Genomic DNA, 18,426 nt, shown 5'->3' with positions numbered 1-18,426 from the left:
CGTCGCCGCACAACCCGCAGTACGCCTCGTCCAGGACGTTCGGGCCGGATGCGCTGTGCCAGTGAGATTTCAGGGCCCACTGGTAGGTGGTGTTGGAGTACCAGATCCCGTCGTCGCTGTGGTGCCCGAGGTGTTCGTTGAAGATGTAGGCGGTGTGCCGGTAGCCGGGGTCGAGGGTGAGCAGCACCATTTTGTCGGTGCGTAACCAGGTTTCGAGCCCGCAGCGGCCGGTCCACGAGTCCAGCGGTCCGAACGGCTGCCGGGGGAGGAAATCCTCGGCCGCGATCCGGGTGTCCGAGCGCGGATCACCGGTGAGGGGTTGCACCGTGGCGGGCAGGATCCCGTTGTGCGCCAGTACCGTTCGCTCGTCACCACCGACGTGGAAGGGGTGACAGTTGTCGGTGCCGATGTGTCCGTGGGTGGCCAGGCGGGAATGGAACAACGCCGGGGTGTGCGGGAATCGTGCACGCACGGCAGCGAATTCGTCGATCACCTCCTCGGGGTCCAGGCCGTGACCGACCAGGATCCGGTCCTCGGCGATGACGGCGTAGCCGTGCCCGTCCGGGTTGACATCCGCCCCGGCAGCAAGGGCGTCGAGGTCGGGGGTGATGCCGGGTTTGTAGAAGGTCAGGATGCACATGCCAGGTCCTCCAGTTCGGCCAGCAGCGGCGCGTAATCGGGATGGGCGCGCAGCCAGGTCACGAATGCGGTCCATTCCCAGCCGTGACGGCGGGCGATGTCGATGCTGGTGAGAATGCGGGTGTACTCGACCGAGGCGGCCACGAACCCGAGGGCGGCTTGAACCTGTTGCGGGATCAGGGAACTGGCGAAGATCCGTACCTCGAAGGTGTGCTCGGGCAGGGTGTTGATCGCCTGATAGCGGCCCCCGTCCCCGAGGCCCCATTGATGGTTGCCCTTGGCGAAATCGACGATCCCGGCCCGTGCGCCGGGCTCGAACGCCGCCCACTCGTCGCAGGAGCGCCGCGCCAACCGGGTGAGGTGGGATTCGTTGCGGTAGAAGAACTTCATCCACCGATACACGTGCACCGGCGAAGCGAACCCCGCACGGGAGACGTGCACATGGATCCCGACATCGCTATCGATGTACGCGCCACGCTCCTCGAGTCGGGGTAGCAGATCCCACGGAAACTGCTGCATCGCGTACGGGTAGGACATCGGGTGGGTGACCACCTCGAACCCGCGCCCGTACCCGATCGAACCGTCGTCCTTGAGATACCCGAGGTGACCCAACGTGCTGGTGGCCAGGCGGGCACAGTCGTAGCAATCCCCGTCGGAGGTTTTGAGTTCGAGTTCGAGGCCCAGAAACACCGGTCCGGTCCCGTGGAACAGCGGGGTGGGTTTGTAGCTGTAATCGTGGATGCCGTTGCTGCGCGAGCAATCCGAGCAGTAGTCGGCGTAGCCGGTGATCAGTGCGTCGCAGCGCTGACACGAGCAATAGTCGATCGCGCAGTGCGCGCAGATTTCGGTGCCGTTGTCGAGCTCGCGCAGGTATCGATCCAGGAGCCCGCAGTCGTCGCAGCGGCAATAGTGCGCGGCGCAGTCGTCGCAGACCGGCCCGTCCTCGACAGTGCCGTCGGTGTCCTGGGTGTAGCGGTCGCAGCGCCCGCACGCGGACCATGCGGTGACGCAGTCGCCACACAGCACCCCGTCATCGACGGTCATATGTTGTTCGGTCGCGGGCAGGGAACACTCATCGCACCAAGAGGTTTGGGTGCAGACGTCGCAGAGCGGATGGTCGGTGCTCGGATCGTCGGACCGCAGGGCAGTCGAACATGTCGAGCAACGCGCCTGAGTCACAGCAGAAGGCATGAGTAATCGCCTTTCGGGACAGAGGGATGCATGCAGACGACAGCGCCCCGTCCGGTCCGCTGGGGCGGACAGGACGGGGCGCTGTGATGGGGATCGGGCCGAAGGAACCGACCTGACGTGGACCGGCGGTATCAGCGGTGGAGCCCGCCCGAACATGGTGAGGCCGCTGGCATGTCGGCTACCGGCGGTGAGTACCTCGATGTGGTCGATGATCGGGTCTGGTACCGCACCGACCGGGCGGCCCAGCCGGGTGGCCCACTGCACGGTGTTGGCTGCGCCGCTGCGCAGGCCCGTTTCGCACACCAACACTCCGCGCGAGAGCGCCTCTGTTGATCCGATTCCTCGCCAGGAACCGAGATTTCACCGGTCCGGTGCCGGGCAGGTACTCCGCCGCTGCGGGTCGGGTGTATGCGTGGTGTCGGTCATCGACTGCACAGTGGTGCTCCTCTCGGCGAAAACGGATTGGCATGAGCGATGCGCGCGGCGGTGCCCCGCCGCCGCGGTGAACCTGGCGGGCCCGGCTGATTCGGCGACCGGCGATCAGGCGGTGAGGTATTCATTGAGGTCCGCGTATCGGTCGCGGCCGTGCAGGTCGCGGCATTCGCAGTGCGGGAAGGTCCGCAGGCACTCGGCGCAGAATCCGCAGTAGGTGCAGTGCGAGCCGGGGCGTTCGGGGTCGTATTCGCCGCAATCGAGGCAGTACACCTCGTCCTCGATGCTGTAGTCACTGCCGTATGCCCATCGCGGGGTGCGGTAGGACAGGTTCGAGTACCAGATCCCTGCATCGCTGCGGTGTCCGAGGTCTTGGTTGAACAGCAGGACACGCTGCTGATAGGCGGGATCGACCGTGAACAGCACCATCTTGTCGGTGCCGAGCCACCGCTCGAGCCGGTCATGCCCGATGCGGGAGTTCAGCGATCCGAAGGGCTGGCGGGGCAGGAAGTCCTCGGCGGCGATGCGGGTATCCGAGCGCAGATCACCGGGCCCCGGGTGCATGCTGGCGGGCAGGATCCCGTTGTGCGCGATGACGGTTCGCTCGTCGCCACCGACCGCGAAGGGATGGGTGTTGGCCAGGTCGATCGGGCCGTGCGTGGCCAGACGGGAATGGAACAACGCCGCACCCTCGGGGTATTCGCCACGCACAGCGGCGAATTCACTGATCACCACGTCGGGGTCCAAGCCGCGCCCGACCACGATCCGGTCCCCGGTGATGACGGCGTAGCCGTGGCCGTGCGGGTTGGCCAGCGCCCCACCCCACAGGGCGTCCAGGTCGGGTGCGATACCCGGGGCGAAGTAGGTCAGGATGCACATGCCAGGTCCTCCAGTTCGGTCAGCAACGGGGTGTAGGCGGGGCGGGTACGCAGCCAGGTGGTGAACGCGGTCCATTCCCAGCCGCGGCGGCGCGCGATGTCGGCGGCGGTGAGGGTGCGGGTGTACGCGACGGTGGCGTCGACGAACCCGAGGGCGGCGTGAACCTGCTGCGGGTGCAGGGAACTGGCGAAGATCCGCACCTCGAAGGTGTCCTCGGGCTCGGCGTTGACCGCCTGGCAGCGTCCGAATCCGCGCTCACCCTTGACAATGCGAGCGGTCCTCGAGCGGGCGTAGGGGTCGAAACTCGCCCAGGAGGCCGGATCCCGGCGCGCGAGCACCGTGGCCGGGCCCTGGTTGCGATACACGAACTTGAGCCACCGATACGCGTGAGTGGGGGAGGAGAATCCGGCACGGGAGACATGCACGTGCAATCCGACGTGGCGGTCGGTGTACGCGCCTCGCGCGGCCAGGGCGGGCAGCAGATCCCATGGGAACCGGTCGATCGCGTACGCGTAACTCATCGGGTGGGTGACGAGTTCGAACCCGCACCCGATCGAGGAGTCCTCCTTCAAATAGCCCAGACCGCGCAGCCGGTCCAGAGCCAGATCGACACACTCTTCCAGTGCCCGGGGCAGGGTCTTGATCTCGAGTTCGAACCCGAGGAACAGCGGCCCGGCTCCATGGAACCGGGGTGCGGGCTTGTAGAAGTAGTCGTGGATACGGTCGTCGGATCCGATTGCGTGCCCGCAGGATTCGCAGTATGTGTGCCCCTCGGCCAGCAGGGTGTAGCAGTTGCCGCACTCGTCATACAATGAGGAGCAGCCCTCGCAGATCACGTCGTCGTTATCGAGGGTGTAGGTGCTCTCGTCGTACCGGTCGCAGCGATCACACAGCCCGTAGTCCGCGCAGCAGTCCTCACACAGTTCACTACTGTCGACGGCGAGGTACAGCTCCTCGGCGGGCCGCGCGCATCCCTCGCAGACTGACCAATCCCCGCAGTCCTGGCACAAACGCGAATCGGGTGAATCCTCTGGCAGCACGGCAGAACAGTTGCGGCACTGCACATCGTCGGACACAGGCATGACAGATCGCCTCTCTTCAACGGAAACGACGACGGCCCCGCACCCCGGGGCGGATAGGGTGCGGGGCCGTCGAAAACGGTGCGAACGGGGGAACGGCGTACGACCAGACGCGGGGTGCCCTCGGATCGGTCGGACTCGTCGCCGTCAGGGCCGGGACGCAGCGCAGGTGCGCGGGCGGCGGCGGGAGGCCAGTGAGTAGCAGTCGCAGTCGGCGAAGTCGGCCAGGCAGATGAAGCACCAGCCGCACCGGCTGCAGTACCGGCTTCCTGGCTCGGGGCCGTGGGTGCGGCAGTACCGGCACGGGCCCCGCCACGACCGGGGTTGGCGGGCTTGGTAGCCGGTGTTGGAGTACCAGATGCCCGACTCCCAGATCCCGAGGTGCTCGTTGAACACATACGAGCGATGGGCGTAGGCGGGGTCGAGGGTCAGCAGGACGAGTTTGCTGTGGCCGAGCCAGGATTCCAGGCCCCGGAATCCGCGCCGGGTATCGACCGACCCGAACGGCAGCTTGGGGAGGTAGTCCTCGGCGGCGATCCGGGTGTCCGACCGCGGATCGTACGGGCGTGGATGCACGCGCTGGGGCAGGGTTCCGTTGTGTGCCAGCCAGGTTCGCTCATCGCGCCCCAGGGGGAACGGATGGCAGTTGCCGAGGGTGATGATGCCGCGGGTGGCCCACCGGGAATGGAACACCGCGGGCCCGTTCGGGTGTTGGTCCCGGGCGTGCGCGAATTCGGCGATCACCTGATCGGCGTCCATCCCGTGCCCGGTGACGATCTGTGTGTCGGTGAGCACGGCCCATCCGTGACCGTCGCGATTGATGCTCGCGCCGATCGCGAGAGCGGACAGGTCCGGGCCGACACCGCCGGGGAAGAATGTCAGGAGGCACACGCCAGGCTCACCTCTCCCAGACGCTCGGACAGGGCCGGGTAGCCGGTGTGGGCGTGCACCCAGTCGGTGAATCGCGGCCAGTCCCAACCGTGATGGGCAGCGATGTCATGCGCGGTGAGACCGCGGGTGTATTCGATCGAGGCTGCCACGAAGCTCAGCGCGGCCTGAACCCGGACCGGATTCAGCGATCCGGCGAATATCCGCACCTCGAGGGTGTGGCGGGGATGCGGGTTCACCGCCTGGTAGCGGTCCACGTCGTTTCCGTGTGGATGCCCCTTGGCGGTGTCCTTGATGCGGGTGCGCGCCTGGGGAGAGAACCGCGCGTACCGAGACCGGCGGCCAGCGAGTTCGGTGACCGCGATCTCGTTGCGGTACAGGAACGTAGCCCACCGGTAGATGTGCGCGGGGGAACAGAACCCGGCACGCGAGGCATGCACATGCAATCCGACCCGCCGATCCGAGCTGCAGCCCAGCGCGGACAGCTCACCCAGCAACGGCCACGGGAACTCACCCATCGCGAACGGGAAATCCATCGGATGGGTAACCAGCTCGAACCCCGACGGCTCGATCGAGGAATCGTTCTTCAGGTACGCCAGCCGCCCGACCGCGTCAGTGACCGCGGATATCGCTTCGTGCCGATGGCGTTGAGGGACAATGATTTCCAGCTCCATCCCCAGATATAGCGGTCCGGTGCCGTAAAAGCGGGGATCGGGTTTATAGCTGTAATTCCACACCTCTGGACCCGAATGACACGCATCACAAGCGGTGTAGTCCGGCAGCAGCGTGCCGCAGTCCTCACACGGGGCGAACCCGGCCGCGCAACCCTGGCAGACGCGACGCCCGCCGGAAACGTAGCGCGTCGTCGCGGCCCAGAGCGCGCACATGCTGCACTGATCGAAATGACGGTGTGCGCACACCGCGCACACAGTGACTCCACCCACTGCGGGGACCTGATTGTCGCTGTAGCGGCCGCAGTGCGCGCATATCGCGACCCCGGCCACGCACGCGCCGCACCAGTTCCCCGAATCGGAGGTCGTGACCAGTACCCGGCTCGGGGCCCGGCACCGGTCACACCACGACATCATGGAAAGGCATGCGGTACAGACGGTTTCGTTCTCGGCGGTGCCGTGGCGGACACCGGCAGTTCGGGATCCGCACAGCGCGCACGGCGGGGCGAGAGACACCGACAGATAGGGCATGAGGATCGCCTCCTGAAACGGGTGCAGAAACGACGAATGCCGTGACGGCGGAATCCGTCACGGCGTCAACAACATTCGGAGAGCAGGCGGCGGTCACGCCGCGGAAGGAGGCCAGAGTGAAGCCGGCATCCGAGTCGGGCGAGGCGCGTGAGCGTTCAGTGGCCGGGGGCGGTGAATTGGCAGTTCGGGTCGTGGTGTCCGGTGCAGGTGATGGTGCCCAGCGTGCGGGTAGCGGCTGCCAGTTTGCGGCGGGTCGTGGTCTCGGCATCGTCGATCAGCGGGCCCACGGCGTCTTCGTAGTAGTCGCGTGTCGAGTCGCCGACCGGAGAGAAACCGGCCTTGCGCCACATCCGCAGATACAAGCCCATGCCAGTGCTGTTGAGCGGCCCGGCGAGGCTGGTGGTCATCATCGCCGCGGCAACCTCGGCTGCGGTGCCTGGCCGGGTATCGGCGCCTGCGGCAACACGTTCGAGCAACTCGCGCACATGGCTGCGATATATGAACTCGGTCGACATCACTCGATGAGTCGGCACACACAGCCCATCGCTGTGCCACAACAGATCCCGCGTCGCAGGGTGACGTTCCTGCGCGTGGCGGATCTCATCCTCCATACACTCTCGCTGCGCGAACACAGTGTTCATCGTGGATTCGATGTGCCCGAACAGATCACGCATATCGCCGAGGGCTGACGGTTCAGGCTCACAAGTCACGGATGTCTCCTTCCTCGGTAGAGGGGATGGCCCCTGGCGCCGGTGCGAATTTGACGGATGTACGGGTCTGTTGAGCAGGCGAAACGATCGAATTCGCTTGGATGCCATGTGTGTCCGGACCTCAAGGCGTCCAGGGCGCTTGCTCAGGGGCAGGACTGCTACCCAGCGGGATCGATAGAGCCGGTCTGTGTATGCACTCGAGCCAGCGGCACCGGGTATGGTGGCGTGTGCGAGGGACTGACCGGTTTCACACGTGTCAGGAGTTCGTTATGGACGAAAATCGCCGCCCCCGCCCCGCCCGCGTCCGCCGCGGGTCATCACCGGAAGTCGCCGCACGCCTGCAACGCTCACGCCGCAGAGCCCTGGACCGCCGAGCCGCGGTGCGTGAACGCGAAAAGATCGTCACCGCAGCAGTGCGGGACTACATCAACGCATGGCACGCCATCGGGCTCGTGCAACAGCGCCGCGATACCGACATCGACGACCTCAAACGCCGGATCGAAGACGTCACCGCTCACGCCGAACAGGAGATCGCCGGTCACGAACAAGCGCAGGCAGCAGCGGCCTCCACAATCCAAGACCAAGGCCACACCGACACCGAGATCGCCGAACTACTCGAAATCAGTACGAAGCGTGCACGACAGCTGATCTCCGCATCCCGCCAGACAGAAACAACGAAACTGGTCAGAGCACAACCGGACATAGCCTCGGGGCAGCCAAACCCGCTGGCGGGAAATGGATCCGAAGATGCTGCTCTGCTGCCGGAGGTTGGCCGTACGAGTGGATCCCACCCCGGGAGTGAGGAGAAAGACGACTCCGACACTTTACGAAGCCGGACAACGGAAAAGTGAAGAGGGCAAACAGACTGGCCGAGTTCTGTGCCCGTCCAGACCGCCACGAGGGGCGACACATGCGTCGTCTCGCAGCACCGCGGGCGCGGCGGAGGTTTCGGTCGTGGCGTGACTGTACGAGAAAGGTCCGACAGGACTTGTTGCACAGCAAGACTTTTCGACATGTTTTTCCGACAGTGGTCCGGCGAGGCCGACCAGGGACTCTCCGCCGACTGGTCGAGTGTCGGAAAAACGATCGATTTCCAACACCCTCTTCACTATGAAGAGGGCAACCGTGTCACCGCGACTGGCGGTCAACCCTGGGGTTCGACATTGGCGGGTTTCAAGGTGATGTCCGCAGACCAGTCGAAGACCGGTGCCGGTGGCCCCCACCGTTTGGGTTCGGCGAACGAAATGGGCTTGGTACCGAAGTCCACGTTCTCGAACACAGCGGTGTCGGAGAACGACGCGTGGGAGAACCAGGCGGCCCCAGAGAAGTTGGCGCGGTCGAACCGGGCGTTCCCGGAGAAGGTCGCGCCATCGAACTCGGTGGTGCCCGAGAAGGTCGCGTCGTCGAACCAGGCGGTTTCAGAGAAGGTTGCGGCGGCGAACGAGACGCCGCCGGAGAAGGTCGCGTCGCGGAACGAGGCGGTTTCGGAGAAGGTCGCGTGGTCGAACCAGACGTCGCCAGGGGATATTTCAGGTCAGGTTGAGGATCGGTGGATCGCGAAAGAATTGGCCTGCCAGTCTTTTTCTGTCATGTTGAGACCTATCCGGAGAGCTGGAACCTGTGTCGGGCGGTCGTCGAATCGGTCTTGTGCGTTCCATACCGGCAGTATCGCGGGGATGCATGTCAGATGTTCGCGTAACCTCCTGCGCTCCAGACGATCCGCCGGAATTGGGCCGTGGACAGTGGTTGCCGGGCCGGGATGCGCTCGTTGGATGTGATTGGGAAGTAACAGGTTTCACAGCGATGGCAGTAGAAGCCGGTCCGCCAAACCTCGTACGCCGCGCTGCACCCGTGGGTGATCAGGCCGTTTCGGCGTATGCGGATTGCAGCGATAAGGAACGCCACAGCTGCCGGAATAGCTGCCATGAGAACGAAGATCATTCGGACGATGGTCTCGCCGAGAGTCGTTGTGATGGTTGGGTTTTGCACTCCTGGGTGCGTGATCAAGTCGCTGATGCCGCCAATGAGCACGATGGCCGCAGGGATCGTCAGCAGCAGGCCCAACACCAAGGGGCATGTCGTCGCGATCTGCGGCGGTGCGTAGGCGGTTGCCTCGGTGAGTTCCGTGGTCCGATTTTCCTCGGTCCGCGAGGTACCGATGATTGGGACGAAGCCGTTCGAGCTGAAGCCCACTGCTGTGAAGGTTTCAGAACTGGATACTTTGGATACGCCGGTGGATCGAATCGAGGGCAGGGATTGAACCCAGTCGGTTCGTCTGCACGACGGGCAGGCAATGTCGTCGATATTCATAGATATATCCGGTCCTTGCAGTGCCATGGACGTGGCGTTTGGCCGATTCAAGGGTGCTGGTCTCCGTGTGGCCGGTCTGGCGTCGGTCGGCCGCTTCAATGGAACACCTGAGTACTCGGAATGTCGAGCCTTGGCCCGGCAACTGAAGGTATTCGCCGATGCCGATCGAATACCATGCTGGACTCCTCCTTGTGGGTACTCCACCGTGATTCGTGTTGGCGGAGTCGATGCCCAATACGCACCGTTGGTCTGTGTACCGCCAGCACGGATTTCAAGGTGGTGAAGGCCGAAGAGATCGCGGCGGTGTCGTCGTCGGCGAGGAGCCCTCCTCGATCCTCCGGCGAGGAGCCTCCACGATGTTCGCCCGCGGGACGGGTTCGGGCCACAGGACCGCCCAGCCGATGACCGCCGTCGGCAGGCCGATCGTGACTATCCACCCGAGCCAGATCACCGCCGAGCCCCAATCGGACGCCATCGGGCGAAGGTCAGCCGGGGCCGCACCACCTCCACGTCGACAAAGTCCATCGTTCTGGTCAGGTCGGTAGGGGCGAGGTGATCGGGTGCGGGCAGTATCACGATGTCGGCCCCTGCCTCGCGCGCCTGGTCGGCCACAGGCAGTAGGGATCGCTCGTCGGGCCAGATGATCCGGTACCCGAGTGTCCGCGCGAGCCGGATCACCTGGGCCCGATGCCACTCGGGCGCGGAGGACACCTCGAAGTCGATCCATCCGAATGCGGTCGGCTCTGCCATAGCATCCCCTGTTGTCTACTGTCTCGCTGGATCAGCTCGCTGCCGGTTGCGAGGCTCCCGGCGGCGAGGCATGAAAAGCACGCTAAGCGGGTGAAGTTCGCGCCCGGAACAAAAGTGCGTGAGAGTGCGCAACTGGTTGTCATTTGCCGTGCAACACAACGACAATCGAAATTGGACCGCGCACTCGGCCCGCACTCGCACCACGAGAGGACAGCACCATGCAGGTTCGATTCATCGGTGGTGATTCGGGCGGCGACGGCTCCCCCCGGCTCTACGTCACTGAAACCACTCCGCCGCGCTACGCGGTGCAAGGCTGGGCGACCGACGACCCCAGCATCGTCGAAATCCCGCACCGGTTGCTCCGATACGCCGAGCCGGGCACCTGCATTTCGGGTGTGCGCGACACTGGGCACGGTTCGTTCCTGCTGTCCGGAGAACCGCTCACCGACACGGAAGCGTTGGCGATCATGGCGATTCCCGCGCACGAGAGCGCCGTGCTGGTACCGATCGGTCAGGAGGTGCTCCCGGATGCGCCTGCTTCGCGGCGCTGACGAGCTGCGGCCCGAATTCGCAACGGCGCAGCGGGCCGCGTTCCATCTGGAAACCCACGACGACTACGCGAGCGAATCGGAGTCCGAGTCGCTGGCCGCGTTTCGTGCCGACGAGACCACCGACCCCGGCGGGGAATGGTTCTCGGGCTGGACGAACCACGTCGCCACCACGGTGGCGCGCGGCGTGGCGGTGCGGCGTGCACGGATCGTCACCGAGCCGCACACCCAGTACACGCGGTATCTGCTCGCGCTGAGCCCGCACAACATCGTCGCCGGTGAGGAGATCCGTTATCTTGCAAGGCATGCGGCGCTGCCCGGCGACGCCTCGGCCGAGGATTTCTGGTTGTTCGATGAGCGAGCGGTCGCGTTCTCGCTGTTCGATGAACGCGGGATCTGGGCCGGTGCGGCGCTGACCGACGAACCGGCGATCGTCGCTCACGCGGTCGCGATCCGTGACCGGGTATGGCCTGCGGCAACACCGTTCGAGGAGTACCGCAAGGAGTGAATGGAGCAGCACGGGCGAAAGTAGCTCTCGGAGCACGCCTTCGGGAGCTACGCCAAGACGCCGGGCTGGACGGACGGCAGTTGTCCACCGCCGCCGGGTGGCACTGGTCCAAGACATCCCGCATCGAGCACGGCAAACAGATGCCGAGCGAATCCGACTTGGCGGTGTGGTGCCGGGTGTGTGATGCAACGCTCGCGCTCCCCGATCTGGTTGCGGCGCTGCGCAATGTCCGCGCGCAGTGGGCCGAGTGGCGGAGGATCACCGCTGCCGGACACACCCGCCGCCAGCAGCGCGGCCGGGAACTCGAATCCGAGACGCGAGAACTTCGCATCTACAACCCCACCATCGTGCCGGGCCTGCTCCAGACCGAACCGTATGCCCGCGCGGTGCTCGCCCAGTGCATCGGATTCCTAGGCACCCTCGATGATCTGGATACCGCTGTCCTGGCACGGATGTCACGTCAGAACATCCTGCGCACCGGTGGCACGCGGGTGGCTGTGCTGATCAATGAGGCGGCGCTACACACCACCCTCGGCGATGACGAGGTGATGGCTGGGCAACTGCGGCACCTGCTCTATGTGGCGTTCGGTAACCCACGCCTGCACTTCGGCATCGTTCCGCTGCGCGCCGAATTCGTCTATCTCTCCGGCAGCTTCCATCTATTCGATCGTCGGCAAGCCCTGATCGAAACCGCCAGCGCCGAACTCACCATCACCGCACCCAGCGAACTGGAACTGTACGAACGACTGTGGGGCGGGCTACACACTAAGGCCGTCTACGGAGATGCCGCCCGTGCGCTCATCGCGAACGCGCTCGATGGACGCACGGGCGGTGTGCAGCTGCGCTGATCTGCCCGGCAGATTGATACTCAGGTGCCGCATTGCCAGCAGCACATATGACTCTTATTTCCTGGTGGACTCCGGGATGCGCGGACCGCCCGCCGAATAGCTGTCCAGGATCTGGTTGACCTGCTCGCGCTGTTCGCGCGCGGCTCGGTCGGCCATCGCGTGTGCGGCAGTGATGGCTCGTGCGTACTCGATGTCTCGTGCTTCGAGTTGCTGGCGGTGCTGCTGTTCCTGCTCGCTGAGCCGCTGACGAAGTGCCGCTAGTTCTTCGGCGTCAGCGTGTGCCTTGGCTATGGCGCTGTCGCGTTCGTCCTCTGCGTCAGCCTGCGCAGTAAGGGCGCGCTCGCATCTCTCGCGCTGTTGCCGCACCGTCCGGTCGCACTCGATGCGAACTTGGTCCAGATCGGCGCGAGCTGCCGCAGTCTCTTCCACAGCCGTGGTGGCAATCCTTTCGGCACGTTCTATCGCTTCCTTCGCGACCGCACCTGATTCCTCGGCGGCTGCAGCTGCCAGTGCCTCGAGTTCGGTGACCTCGCCGAGTCGTCGCGACATGACCTCTGCGGCCCTCTCTGCGCCGGCCTTGGCCCGTTCGATCGCCGCCATCTTGAGTTCAGCATCCCGCTCGATCGATATGATCTCGCGTGTCAGGGCTTCAGGGTTGGTGATGGAAGCAACGACCGTGCCGACGTCGGTCACTATGGCGGCCAGCTCACCCTGCAGCTGTTCAATTCGCCCGATGAGGGCGGACAACGTGACGATTCCGCCGGCAATGGGTCGCTCTACCTGAGGCACTGGTTCGTCCCGTAATGCCTGGTCGGCCAGTTTGCGTTTGAGTCGGAGTGCCTTCTGCGCTGTGTGATCGGGATGGTCACAGTACTGCCGAGGAGCGCCTCGCACTGGCCCGGTGTTCACGATCTGTGCCCCGCACACGCTGTCGGGTCCCGTGGGGAATTGACACGTACGCGTGGAGGCGGTGGACATGATTTGGGCCCCACTTACCTCTGCCATTGAATTTCATTCCATTCCATAGCATTTCATTACCGTTGCGTAAGGAAACGGCGACATCGAAACCGCCGCCGTCGCAGTCAGGCCGCGATCTGCAGAAGGGCCCTTCGGACGCGGGGGAGTCGGCTGGCGACGACGAGCGCCGCAGATTCGCTGGCCCTGCGGTTGTTGTGTCCGTAGATGCGATCGGTGGTACTGGTCGATTCGTGGCCCGCGTCGCGTGAGACCACGAACAGCGGGATACCGTCCTGCAGTCGCCACGAGATGCCTGTATGCCGGAGTGTGTAGGGCGTCAGGCGTTTGGCGATCAAGGTCGGCACAGTGTCTTCGAACTGGTCGAGCAGCATCTCGGGATCGGCCCCAGTCCAGCCTGCCGCCCTGGTGAAGGGCCTGAAATTCAGATCATGCAGCGCTTGTAGCCGCCGTAGGGCGGGGAGCCATGCCTTCTCGTAGAAGTAGACCGACCGAATCGGGGTGTCTTGGGTGGTGTGGAACAGAAGCTCATCGCGAGGGCGATCCAAGTCGAGCCGGTCCAGGCTTTCCAGGGGGATGTTGACCGTCCGCACGCCGCGCTTGGTCTTCGGCTTGCCGAGGACCATCCGGCTTCCCTGGTCTTTCCATGCCTTGTTGATCCGCACAGCACCGGTCTTGCGGTTCACGTCCCCGACCAGCAGCGCACTGATCTCACCGGGGCGTGCCATGGAGACGAGGCCGAATTCGGCCTGCGGGCGCCACCGTGGCGGCATGAGCTGTTCGAACAGCTCCCATTCGGTGTCGTCGAAGATCTCGATTTCCGGGGTGTCCACCCGCGGCAGCCGTGTGGTCGCGCACGGGTTGAATGCGATCAGCGGTGTCGGGCGTAGTTCGGCCGCCGCGCGCATGCCCGCGGACAGGAAGCCGTGCTTGTTGTGGATTGTCTTGGGGGCGTTGCCTTTGTCCTCTTCCAGATGAACTACGAAGGAAGCGTCGGTCTCCTGTGTGACGGCCTCGATCGGCAGGTAGCCCATGAACGGGTCGATATCGTTGTCGATGTAGCGGTGATATTTGCGACGGGAATCGGACTGTATCCCCGTCCGCAGGTCCGCGTAGCGGCGCAGCCACGCCGTTACCGTGACGACCTCGCGCTGCAGGTCGTTCTGTTGGGCGTCGAGGACCTTCAGTGCCTGCTCGACGCCGATACGATCGAGCAGATCGGCCCAGCGGGAGGCGTCATCCAGCGTGTCGAACGTCTCCGAGGTCTGGCGACGGCGGCCGTACTCGTAGATGCTGAACGGCACCTGCCAGGCGACCGTTCCGTCGCTGCGAGGACGGGGACGTGGGGTGGGCATCTGTTACCTCCGGTTGGGTATCAGCCGACATCCCCTGAGATGTGCTGTTACCGACCGCTGGTAACGAGTGTTGACCGCGAGTGTTGACCTGAACGGAGACAGTCTAGCTATCCTGCCTCCGACATGCAGATTCCTGAGTGGAGCTAAGGGGACTCGAACCCCTGACCCCCACACTGCCAGTGTGGTGCGCTACCAGCTGCGCCATAGCCCCGTGAAGTTTGCCTCGGGGGTGTTCCCCTTCGGCTTGAACGAAGTTACACCACGTGGGTATTTGCCGCCAAATCGCCTGGACAACGGGGTGGTGGAACGGGTGTTCGAAAGGTAGGATCGAACACATGTTCGATGGCGGAGAGCTTCAGGGGATGACCGATGAGGGGCTGCTCGACGCGGTGCGGCGGGCGCATGGGGCGGCGGCCTTCGCGCAGGCTGCCGAGGTGCTTGCCGTGCGGGAGTTGTATCGGCGGCGGGCGGCGGCGGAGCGGGGCGCGGAGTTCGCCGCGGCCGAGGCGTCGATGGCGGTGCAGATCTCCGAGACGGTGGCGGCGGGGCTGATCGATATCGGGATCGGGCTCGACCGGCTGCCGCGGATTCGCGAGGCGTTCGCTTCCGGGCGGATCGATCTGGCGCGGACGCAGGTCCTGGTGGAAAACGTGCGGGATCTGCCGGAGGAGTTGCTCGCCGATGTCGAACCGACGCTGATCGATGTGGCGGAGCGGCTGCCGCCCGCGCGGCTGCGGCAGACGGTGCGGCGCTGGGTGGCCAGGCTCGATCCTGCGGGTGAGAGTCGTCGTCGCGAGCGGCGTGAGGGCGATCGCGATGTGCGCATCAAGGCCGTGCAGGACGGTATGGCGGTGTTCGACGGTGTGGTTCCCGCGGTGGGCGCGCAGACGGTCGCGATGCGTTTGCGGGAGATGAGTCTGCAGGTGTGCCGGTCCGATCCGCGCACGATGGCACAGCGGCGTGCGGATGCGCTGGTGGCGCTGGCCGACGGGTCGCGACATCTGCGTTGCACGTGTGGGCGCGGAAAACGCTGTACCGCACCGGAATCCGAGCCATCACGGCGGCCCTTGATCCAGATCGGTGTGCCCGCCCAGGCGTTCCTGGGTGAGCGCGATGCCCCGGCTCATCTGGCGGGCTACGGTCCGATCGATGCGGCGCTCGTTCGCCGGATCGCGGAATACGCTCGGTTCCAACTGATTCCGGAGCGAATCGACGATCCGACCAGTTCGGAGGAGGCGGCGCGGCCCGACCCGGCGCAGTGGCAGGAGCGGGATGTCCGCGCGCTCGATGGCATGTGCCGTTTTCCCGGGTGCACGATGCCGTCCTCGGAATCGCTACTGGACCACAGTGTTCCGTTCGATGCCGCGCGCCGGGGGACGGTTCTGGCGAACCTCGCCGTGTTGTGTACACGTCATCTTCGCTTGAAAGCTGCGGCCGGGCGAGGGGAGACGTCGTGGCGGATCGACTGCGTCGATGCCGATCGGCTACGCTGGAGGAGTCCCACCGGCGATGAGCGCACCACCCTCCGCGAGGGTGAGCGATATCTGTTTCCACACACCGATATCGAGGCGTTCGATGCTATATGGCCCTCCCCTGCAAGTGTTTCCGCACCACCGCACCCGTCCACTGTCGACCTGACCTACCCGATCGAGCACGGCGCGTTCGTCCATCCGGAGCTGGTCTCGATGACGCCCGAGAACGAGCCGCCCGGTCACCTTGTTGTCGAAAACCCAAGTCGCTGAGGGGGATTCACTGATGCTCGCTCTGCAGCCGGACGTCCGTCCGGTAGCGATCCACAGGACACCGCACATGTCGCACCCGGACCGCCCGCCGGCGCCGACCGTCATCGACGTCGCCGTGGAACGCGAACGAATCGCAGCGCTCGACAAACTTCGCAGTCGCCTGGAATCCGAACTCGACCGGACCCCTGCCGGATCCGGCTATGCCGCGATGGCCGGACAACTGCGCGACACCGTCAACGCCATCGCCGATGCGCGCAATCGCGTCTACGAGGCGCTGATCGATGAGGACCCCTGATCCGGAGTTTGTCCACGGGGTTGATGGACACCGCCCGGACGGCTGGGGTTGCCGTCCGGGCGGTTCGAGACCGAGCGCGGCTATCCCGCGAGCTTGGTCACCCAGGTCGAGTCCTCGGTGTCGACGTTCTTGCCGCCGTCCAGCACCGTCGGGGTCTGCACCTGCCCCGCAGCGTCTTTGAGGGCCGTCATCGCGGCTTGGGCGTGGTCGCGCGCCTCGTCGACGCGGTCGCCCTTGGCAATGCACTGCTGCACGTCCTGCGAAGCCCCGGCATCCTTGGCGATCGCGGCCAGCTCGTCGTTGCTGAGGCTGCCGCCTTCCTCGCTGGGCTGTTTGGTGGTGAACAGCGCCTGATGGAATTTCGAGAACGTCGGGCCGTCCCCGGCCGAGGCGACGCAATCACTGGCCGCGATCGCACGGGTCGAGTAATCCTTCGTGCCCGACTTCGAATCCAGGAAGTTCACGAACCGGTACCGCACGATGAGCTTGCCCGCGTCGACATTCTTGGCGATCTGCTGCCCGTAATAGTGTTCGAGCGATCCGCAATCCGGGCACAGCGGATCCTCGTACAGATCGATCGTCTTGGCGGCGTTGGATTTACCGAGCACGATCGCGCCGTCCGAATCCAGCAGTGCGCTCACCGCCGAGTCGTGCACCGGACCGTACCCGTCTTCCTGGACCTTCAGACTCTTGCTGCTGCTCGAATGCATCACGTACACCACGATCAGCACGATGACCACGAGTGCGACGCCGCCGAGGAGGTAGGCAGTGCGGCTGGACATCGGTCGCGGCTGATACGTCGATCCGGGGGAGGAGTTCACGGGCCCCACTCTGCCAAAGCAGCCGCACCCGCCGGAATCCGACACGTCCGCTGCTGCGCGATCTATCGGCTCGATCCCGCCACCGGCCACTCGTGCGCGATCGCGTCGGGGCTGTCGGGCGGTTGGACCGGGCCGAGTTCGGTGCGGATCGGTCCGGACGGTGAGGGGTGGGCGCTGTGTTTCACCGGGTTCGACCGGACGTTGCGTCGCCTGCGTCCACCGGCCAGGGTAGATCTCGAACCAGTTGTGGTAGCTCGGTGATCCGCCGGTTCGCATCTGGCGGCGTGAGCCTCGAACCGTTTGCGGCGGTTCACATTTTGCGGGCGACGCCCGCGTAGAACTGGACCTGGTTGTCCATCTTGTCGGGTGGTGTGATCGCCGGACGCCATTTGTGTGGGGTGGTGAGGGCGGGGGCTACCCATTCCAGGCCGGTGAAGAATCGGGCGAATTGGTCTCGGGTGCGGATCTGTCCGGGCATTCCGGATTCGTGGTAGACGCGTTCGACTTCTGCCATCTCCGGGCCGAAATCGGGTGTGGCGTGGGTCATCAGCAGATATGAGCCGGGGGCCAGTGCGGCGACGAGGTGTTCGACGATTTCGTAGGGGGAGTGTTCGTCTTCCACGAAATGCATCACGGCGATCAGTGACAGCGCGGTCGGCAGGGTGGGGTCGAGGGTTTCGAGTAGTTCGGGGGCGGTCAGGATCGAGTCCGGATTCCGTACGTCGGCGTGTACGTAGGTGGTGCAGCCCTGGGGAGTGCTGGTCATCAGGGCGCGGGCGTGGGCGAGGACCAAGGGGTCGTTGTCGACGTAGACCACTCGCGACGTGGGGTCGACCTTCTGGACGGCCTGATGCAGATTCGGTTCGGTGGGAATGCCGGTGCCGATATCCAGGAACTGCCGAATACCCTCTCGCGCGCAGAATTCCGCGGCGCGCAACATGAAACTGCGATTCTGCCGGGCAGTCACCCGTACGTGTGGATGGACCTGTTCGGAACGTTCACCGGCGCGGCGGTCCGCCTCGTAGTTGTCGTGTCCGCCGAGCCAGTAGTCGTAGACCCGCGCGGTGTGCGCGAGTTGGGGGTCGAGCTCCGAGGAGTCCACAATTACGCACTGTAGCGCGAAAGCTGTTGAAACACAGTGACTATTTCGAATATCTGCAGACTGCGCGGGATCAGCAAACGCGATATCGCGGACATTTCGACGGGATCGGTGAACCGGCACATCTCGGGTTCGTCGTCCGGCACGCGCATCGA

20 protein-coding genes, 1 tRNA gene and 1 pseudogene are annotated in these 18,426 nt (G+C 65.0%); 6 read left to right on the top strand and 16 right to left on the bottom strand.

Annotated elements, in window-relative coordinates:
* From K7711_RS09125 to K7711_RS09090, 8 genes and pseudogenes are all read right to left on the bottom strand, one after another.
* A partial coding sequence (locus K7711_RS09125; protein ID WP_222966478.1) for a class II glutamine amidotransferase occupies positions 1 to 640 on the bottom strand: 640 nt, incomplete at its 3' end.
* Positions 628 to 1,683 carry an amidoligase family protein gene (locus K7711_RS09120; RefSeq protein ID WP_235746976.1) on the bottom strand — a complete coding sequence of 352 codons (1,056 nt, stop codon included), beginning with the start codon at positions 1,681 to 1,683 and terminating at the stop codon, positions 628 to 630. The genes K7711_RS09125 and K7711_RS09120, both read right to left, overlap by 13 nt.
* Positions 1,684 to 2,046: 363 nt before the next feature.
* Positions 2,047 to 2,169, bottom strand: a pseudogene (locus K7711_RS49630) (DNA-processing protein DprA); the annotation flags it as partial.
* A 201-nt stretch (positions 2,170 to 2,370) separates the two neighbouring features.
* Positions 2,371 to 3,141 carry a class II glutamine amidotransferase domain-containing protein gene (locus K7711_RS09110; protein ID WP_222966476.1) on the bottom strand — a complete coding sequence of 257 codons (771 nt, stop codon included), beginning with the start codon at positions 3,139 to 3,141 and terminating at the stop codon, positions 2,371 to 2,373.
* On the bottom strand, positions 3,129 to 4,223 hold the full coding sequence (locus tag K7711_RS09105) for a hypothetical protein (RefSeq protein ID WP_235746616.1): 1,095 nt from the start codon (positions 4,221 to 4,223) through the stop codon (positions 3,129 to 3,131). Before K7711_RS09105 ends, K7711_RS09110 begins: the two co-directional genes overlap by 13 nt.
* Positions 4,224 to 4,367: 144 nt before the next feature.
* Positions 4,368 to 5,111, bottom strand: coding sequence for a class II glutamine amidotransferase (locus K7711_RS09100; RefSeq protein ID WP_308014568.1), 744 nt, complete (start codon positions 5,109 to 5,111; stop codon positions 4,368 to 4,370).
* The gene (locus tag K7711_RS09095; protein WP_235746615.1) at positions 5,099 to 5,995 is read right to left on the bottom strand and encodes a hypothetical protein; all 897 of its coding nucleotides are present in this window, start codon (positions 5,993 to 5,995) and stop codon (positions 5,099 to 5,101) included. The genes K7711_RS09100 and K7711_RS09095 overlap by 13 nt, the downstream gene beginning before the upstream one ends.
* Before the next feature lie 470 nt (positions 5,996 to 6,465).
* On the bottom strand, positions 6,466 to 6,825 hold the full coding sequence (locus K7711_RS09090) for a hypothetical protein (RefSeq protein ID WP_222966474.1): 360 nt from the start codon (positions 6,823 to 6,825) through the stop codon (positions 6,466 to 6,468).
* A gap of 575 nt (positions 6,826 to 7,400) precedes the next feature.
* On the opposite strand from K7711_RS09090, the gene K7711_RS09085 reads away from it, so the two are divergent.
* A complete protein-coding gene (locus K7711_RS09085; protein WP_222966472.1) occupies positions 7,401 to 7,871 on the top strand; it encodes a hypothetical protein in 471 nt (156 codons plus the stop codon).
* 293 nt (positions 7,872 to 8,164) lie between these two features.
* Here K7711_RS09085 and K7711_RS49250 read toward each other — a convergent pair whose 3' ends face one another.
* From K7711_RS49250 to K7711_RS09070, 3 genes are all read right to left on the bottom strand, one after another.
* The gene (locus K7711_RS49250; RefSeq protein ID WP_222966901.1) at positions 8,165 to 8,548 is read right to left on the bottom strand and encodes a pentapeptide repeat-containing protein; all 384 of its coding nucleotides are present in this window, start codon (positions 8,546 to 8,548) and stop codon (positions 8,165 to 8,167) included.
* A gap of 155 nt (positions 8,549 to 8,703) precedes the next feature.
* Positions 8,704 to 9,330: a hypothetical protein gene (locus tag K7711_RS09075; protein ID WP_222966470.1), complete on the bottom strand. Its 627-nt coding sequence runs from the start codon at positions 9,328 to 9,330 to the stop codon at positions 8,704 to 8,706.
* 447 nt (positions 9,331 to 9,777) lie between these two features.
* A complete protein-coding gene (locus K7711_RS09070; RefSeq protein WP_222966468.1) occupies positions 9,778 to 10,080 on the bottom strand; it encodes a hypothetical protein in 303 nt (100 codons plus the stop codon).
* Positions 10,081 to 10,298: 218 nt separating this feature from the next.
* On the opposite strand from K7711_RS09070, the gene K7711_RS09065 reads away from it, so the two are divergent.
* The 3 genes from K7711_RS09065 to K7711_RS09055 are packed head-to-tail and all read left to right on the top strand — an operon-like array spanning position 10,299 to position 11,984.
* Positions 10,299 to 10,631 (top strand): hypothetical protein, encoded by a 333-nt coding sequence (locus K7711_RS09065; RefSeq protein ID WP_222966466.1) that lies wholly within the window; start codon positions 10,299 to 10,301, stop codon positions 10,629 to 10,631.
* Complete coding sequence (locus K7711_RS09060; RefSeq protein WP_222966464.1) at positions 10,609 to 11,136, top strand: DUF6879 family protein; 528 nt, start codon at positions 10,609 to 10,611, stop codon at positions 11,134 to 11,136. The genes K7711_RS09065 and K7711_RS09060 overlap by 23 nt, the downstream gene beginning before the upstream one ends.
* Positions 11,133 to 11,984, top strand: a complete 852-nt coding sequence (locus tag K7711_RS09055; protein ID WP_308014567.1) for a helix-turn-helix domain-containing protein — start codon at positions 11,133 to 11,135, stop codon at positions 11,982 to 11,984. Before K7711_RS09060 ends, K7711_RS09055 begins: the two co-directional genes overlap by 4 nt.
* Positions 11,985 to 12,038: 54 nt before the next feature.
* Here K7711_RS09055 and K7711_RS09050 read toward each other — a convergent pair whose 3' ends face one another.
* The 3 genes from K7711_RS09050 to K7711_RS09040 form a co-directional block, all read right to left on the bottom strand.
* Positions 12,039 to 12,731: a hypothetical protein gene (locus K7711_RS09050; protein WP_222966461.1), complete on the bottom strand. Its 693-nt coding sequence runs from the start codon at positions 12,729 to 12,731 to the stop codon at positions 12,039 to 12,041.
* Positions 12,732 to 13,066: 335 nt separating this feature from the next.
* A complete protein-coding gene (locus K7711_RS09045; RefSeq protein WP_222966459.1) occupies positions 13,067 to 14,314 on the bottom strand; it encodes a tyrosine-type recombinase/integrase in 1,248 nt (415 codons plus the stop codon).
* Between the two features lie 138 nt (positions 14,315 to 14,452).
* Positions 14,453 to 14,525: transfer RNA gene (locus K7711_RS09040), tRNA-Ala, on the bottom strand.
* Between the two features lie 151 nt (positions 14,526 to 14,676).
* Between K7711_RS09040 and K7711_RS09035 the strand changes: the two genes are divergently transcribed.
* Together K7711_RS09035 and K7711_RS09030 are read left to right on the top strand one after the other, a co-directional pair.
* Positions 14,677 to 16,056, top strand: a complete 1,380-nt coding sequence (locus K7711_RS09035; RefSeq protein WP_222966457.1) for a DUF222 domain-containing protein — start codon at positions 14,677 to 14,679, stop codon at positions 16,054 to 16,056.
* 13 nt (positions 16,057 to 16,069) lie between these two features.
* On the top strand, positions 16,070 to 16,351 hold the full coding sequence (locus tag K7711_RS09030) for a hypothetical protein (RefSeq protein WP_222966455.1): 282 nt from the start codon (positions 16,070 to 16,072) through the stop codon (positions 16,349 to 16,351).
* An 80-nt stretch (positions 16,352 to 16,431) separates the two neighbouring features.
* Here K7711_RS09030 and K7711_RS09025 read toward each other — a convergent pair whose 3' ends face one another.
* Together K7711_RS09025 and K7711_RS09020 are read right to left on the bottom strand one after the other, a co-directional pair.
* Positions 16,432 to 17,172 carry a DsbA family protein gene (locus K7711_RS09025; RefSeq protein WP_308014566.1) on the bottom strand — a complete coding sequence of 247 codons (741 nt, stop codon included), beginning with the start codon at positions 17,170 to 17,172 and terminating at the stop codon, positions 16,432 to 16,434.
* Positions 17,173 to 17,482: 310 nt separating this feature from the next.
* Positions 17,483 to 18,274, bottom strand: a complete 792-nt coding sequence (locus K7711_RS09020; RefSeq protein ID WP_222966453.1) for an SAM-dependent methyltransferase — start codon at positions 18,272 to 18,274, stop codon at positions 17,483 to 17,485.
* Positions 18,275 to 18,426: the final 152 nt, after the last annotated feature.

The organism is Nocardia coffeae (genome assembly GCF_019890715.1).
GTDB classification, from domain to species: Bacteria; Actinomycetota; Actinomycetes; order Mycobacteriales; family Mycobacteriaceae; genus Nocardia; species Nocardia jiangxiensis.
This window is presented reverse-complemented; position numbering and strand designations above follow the sequence as displayed.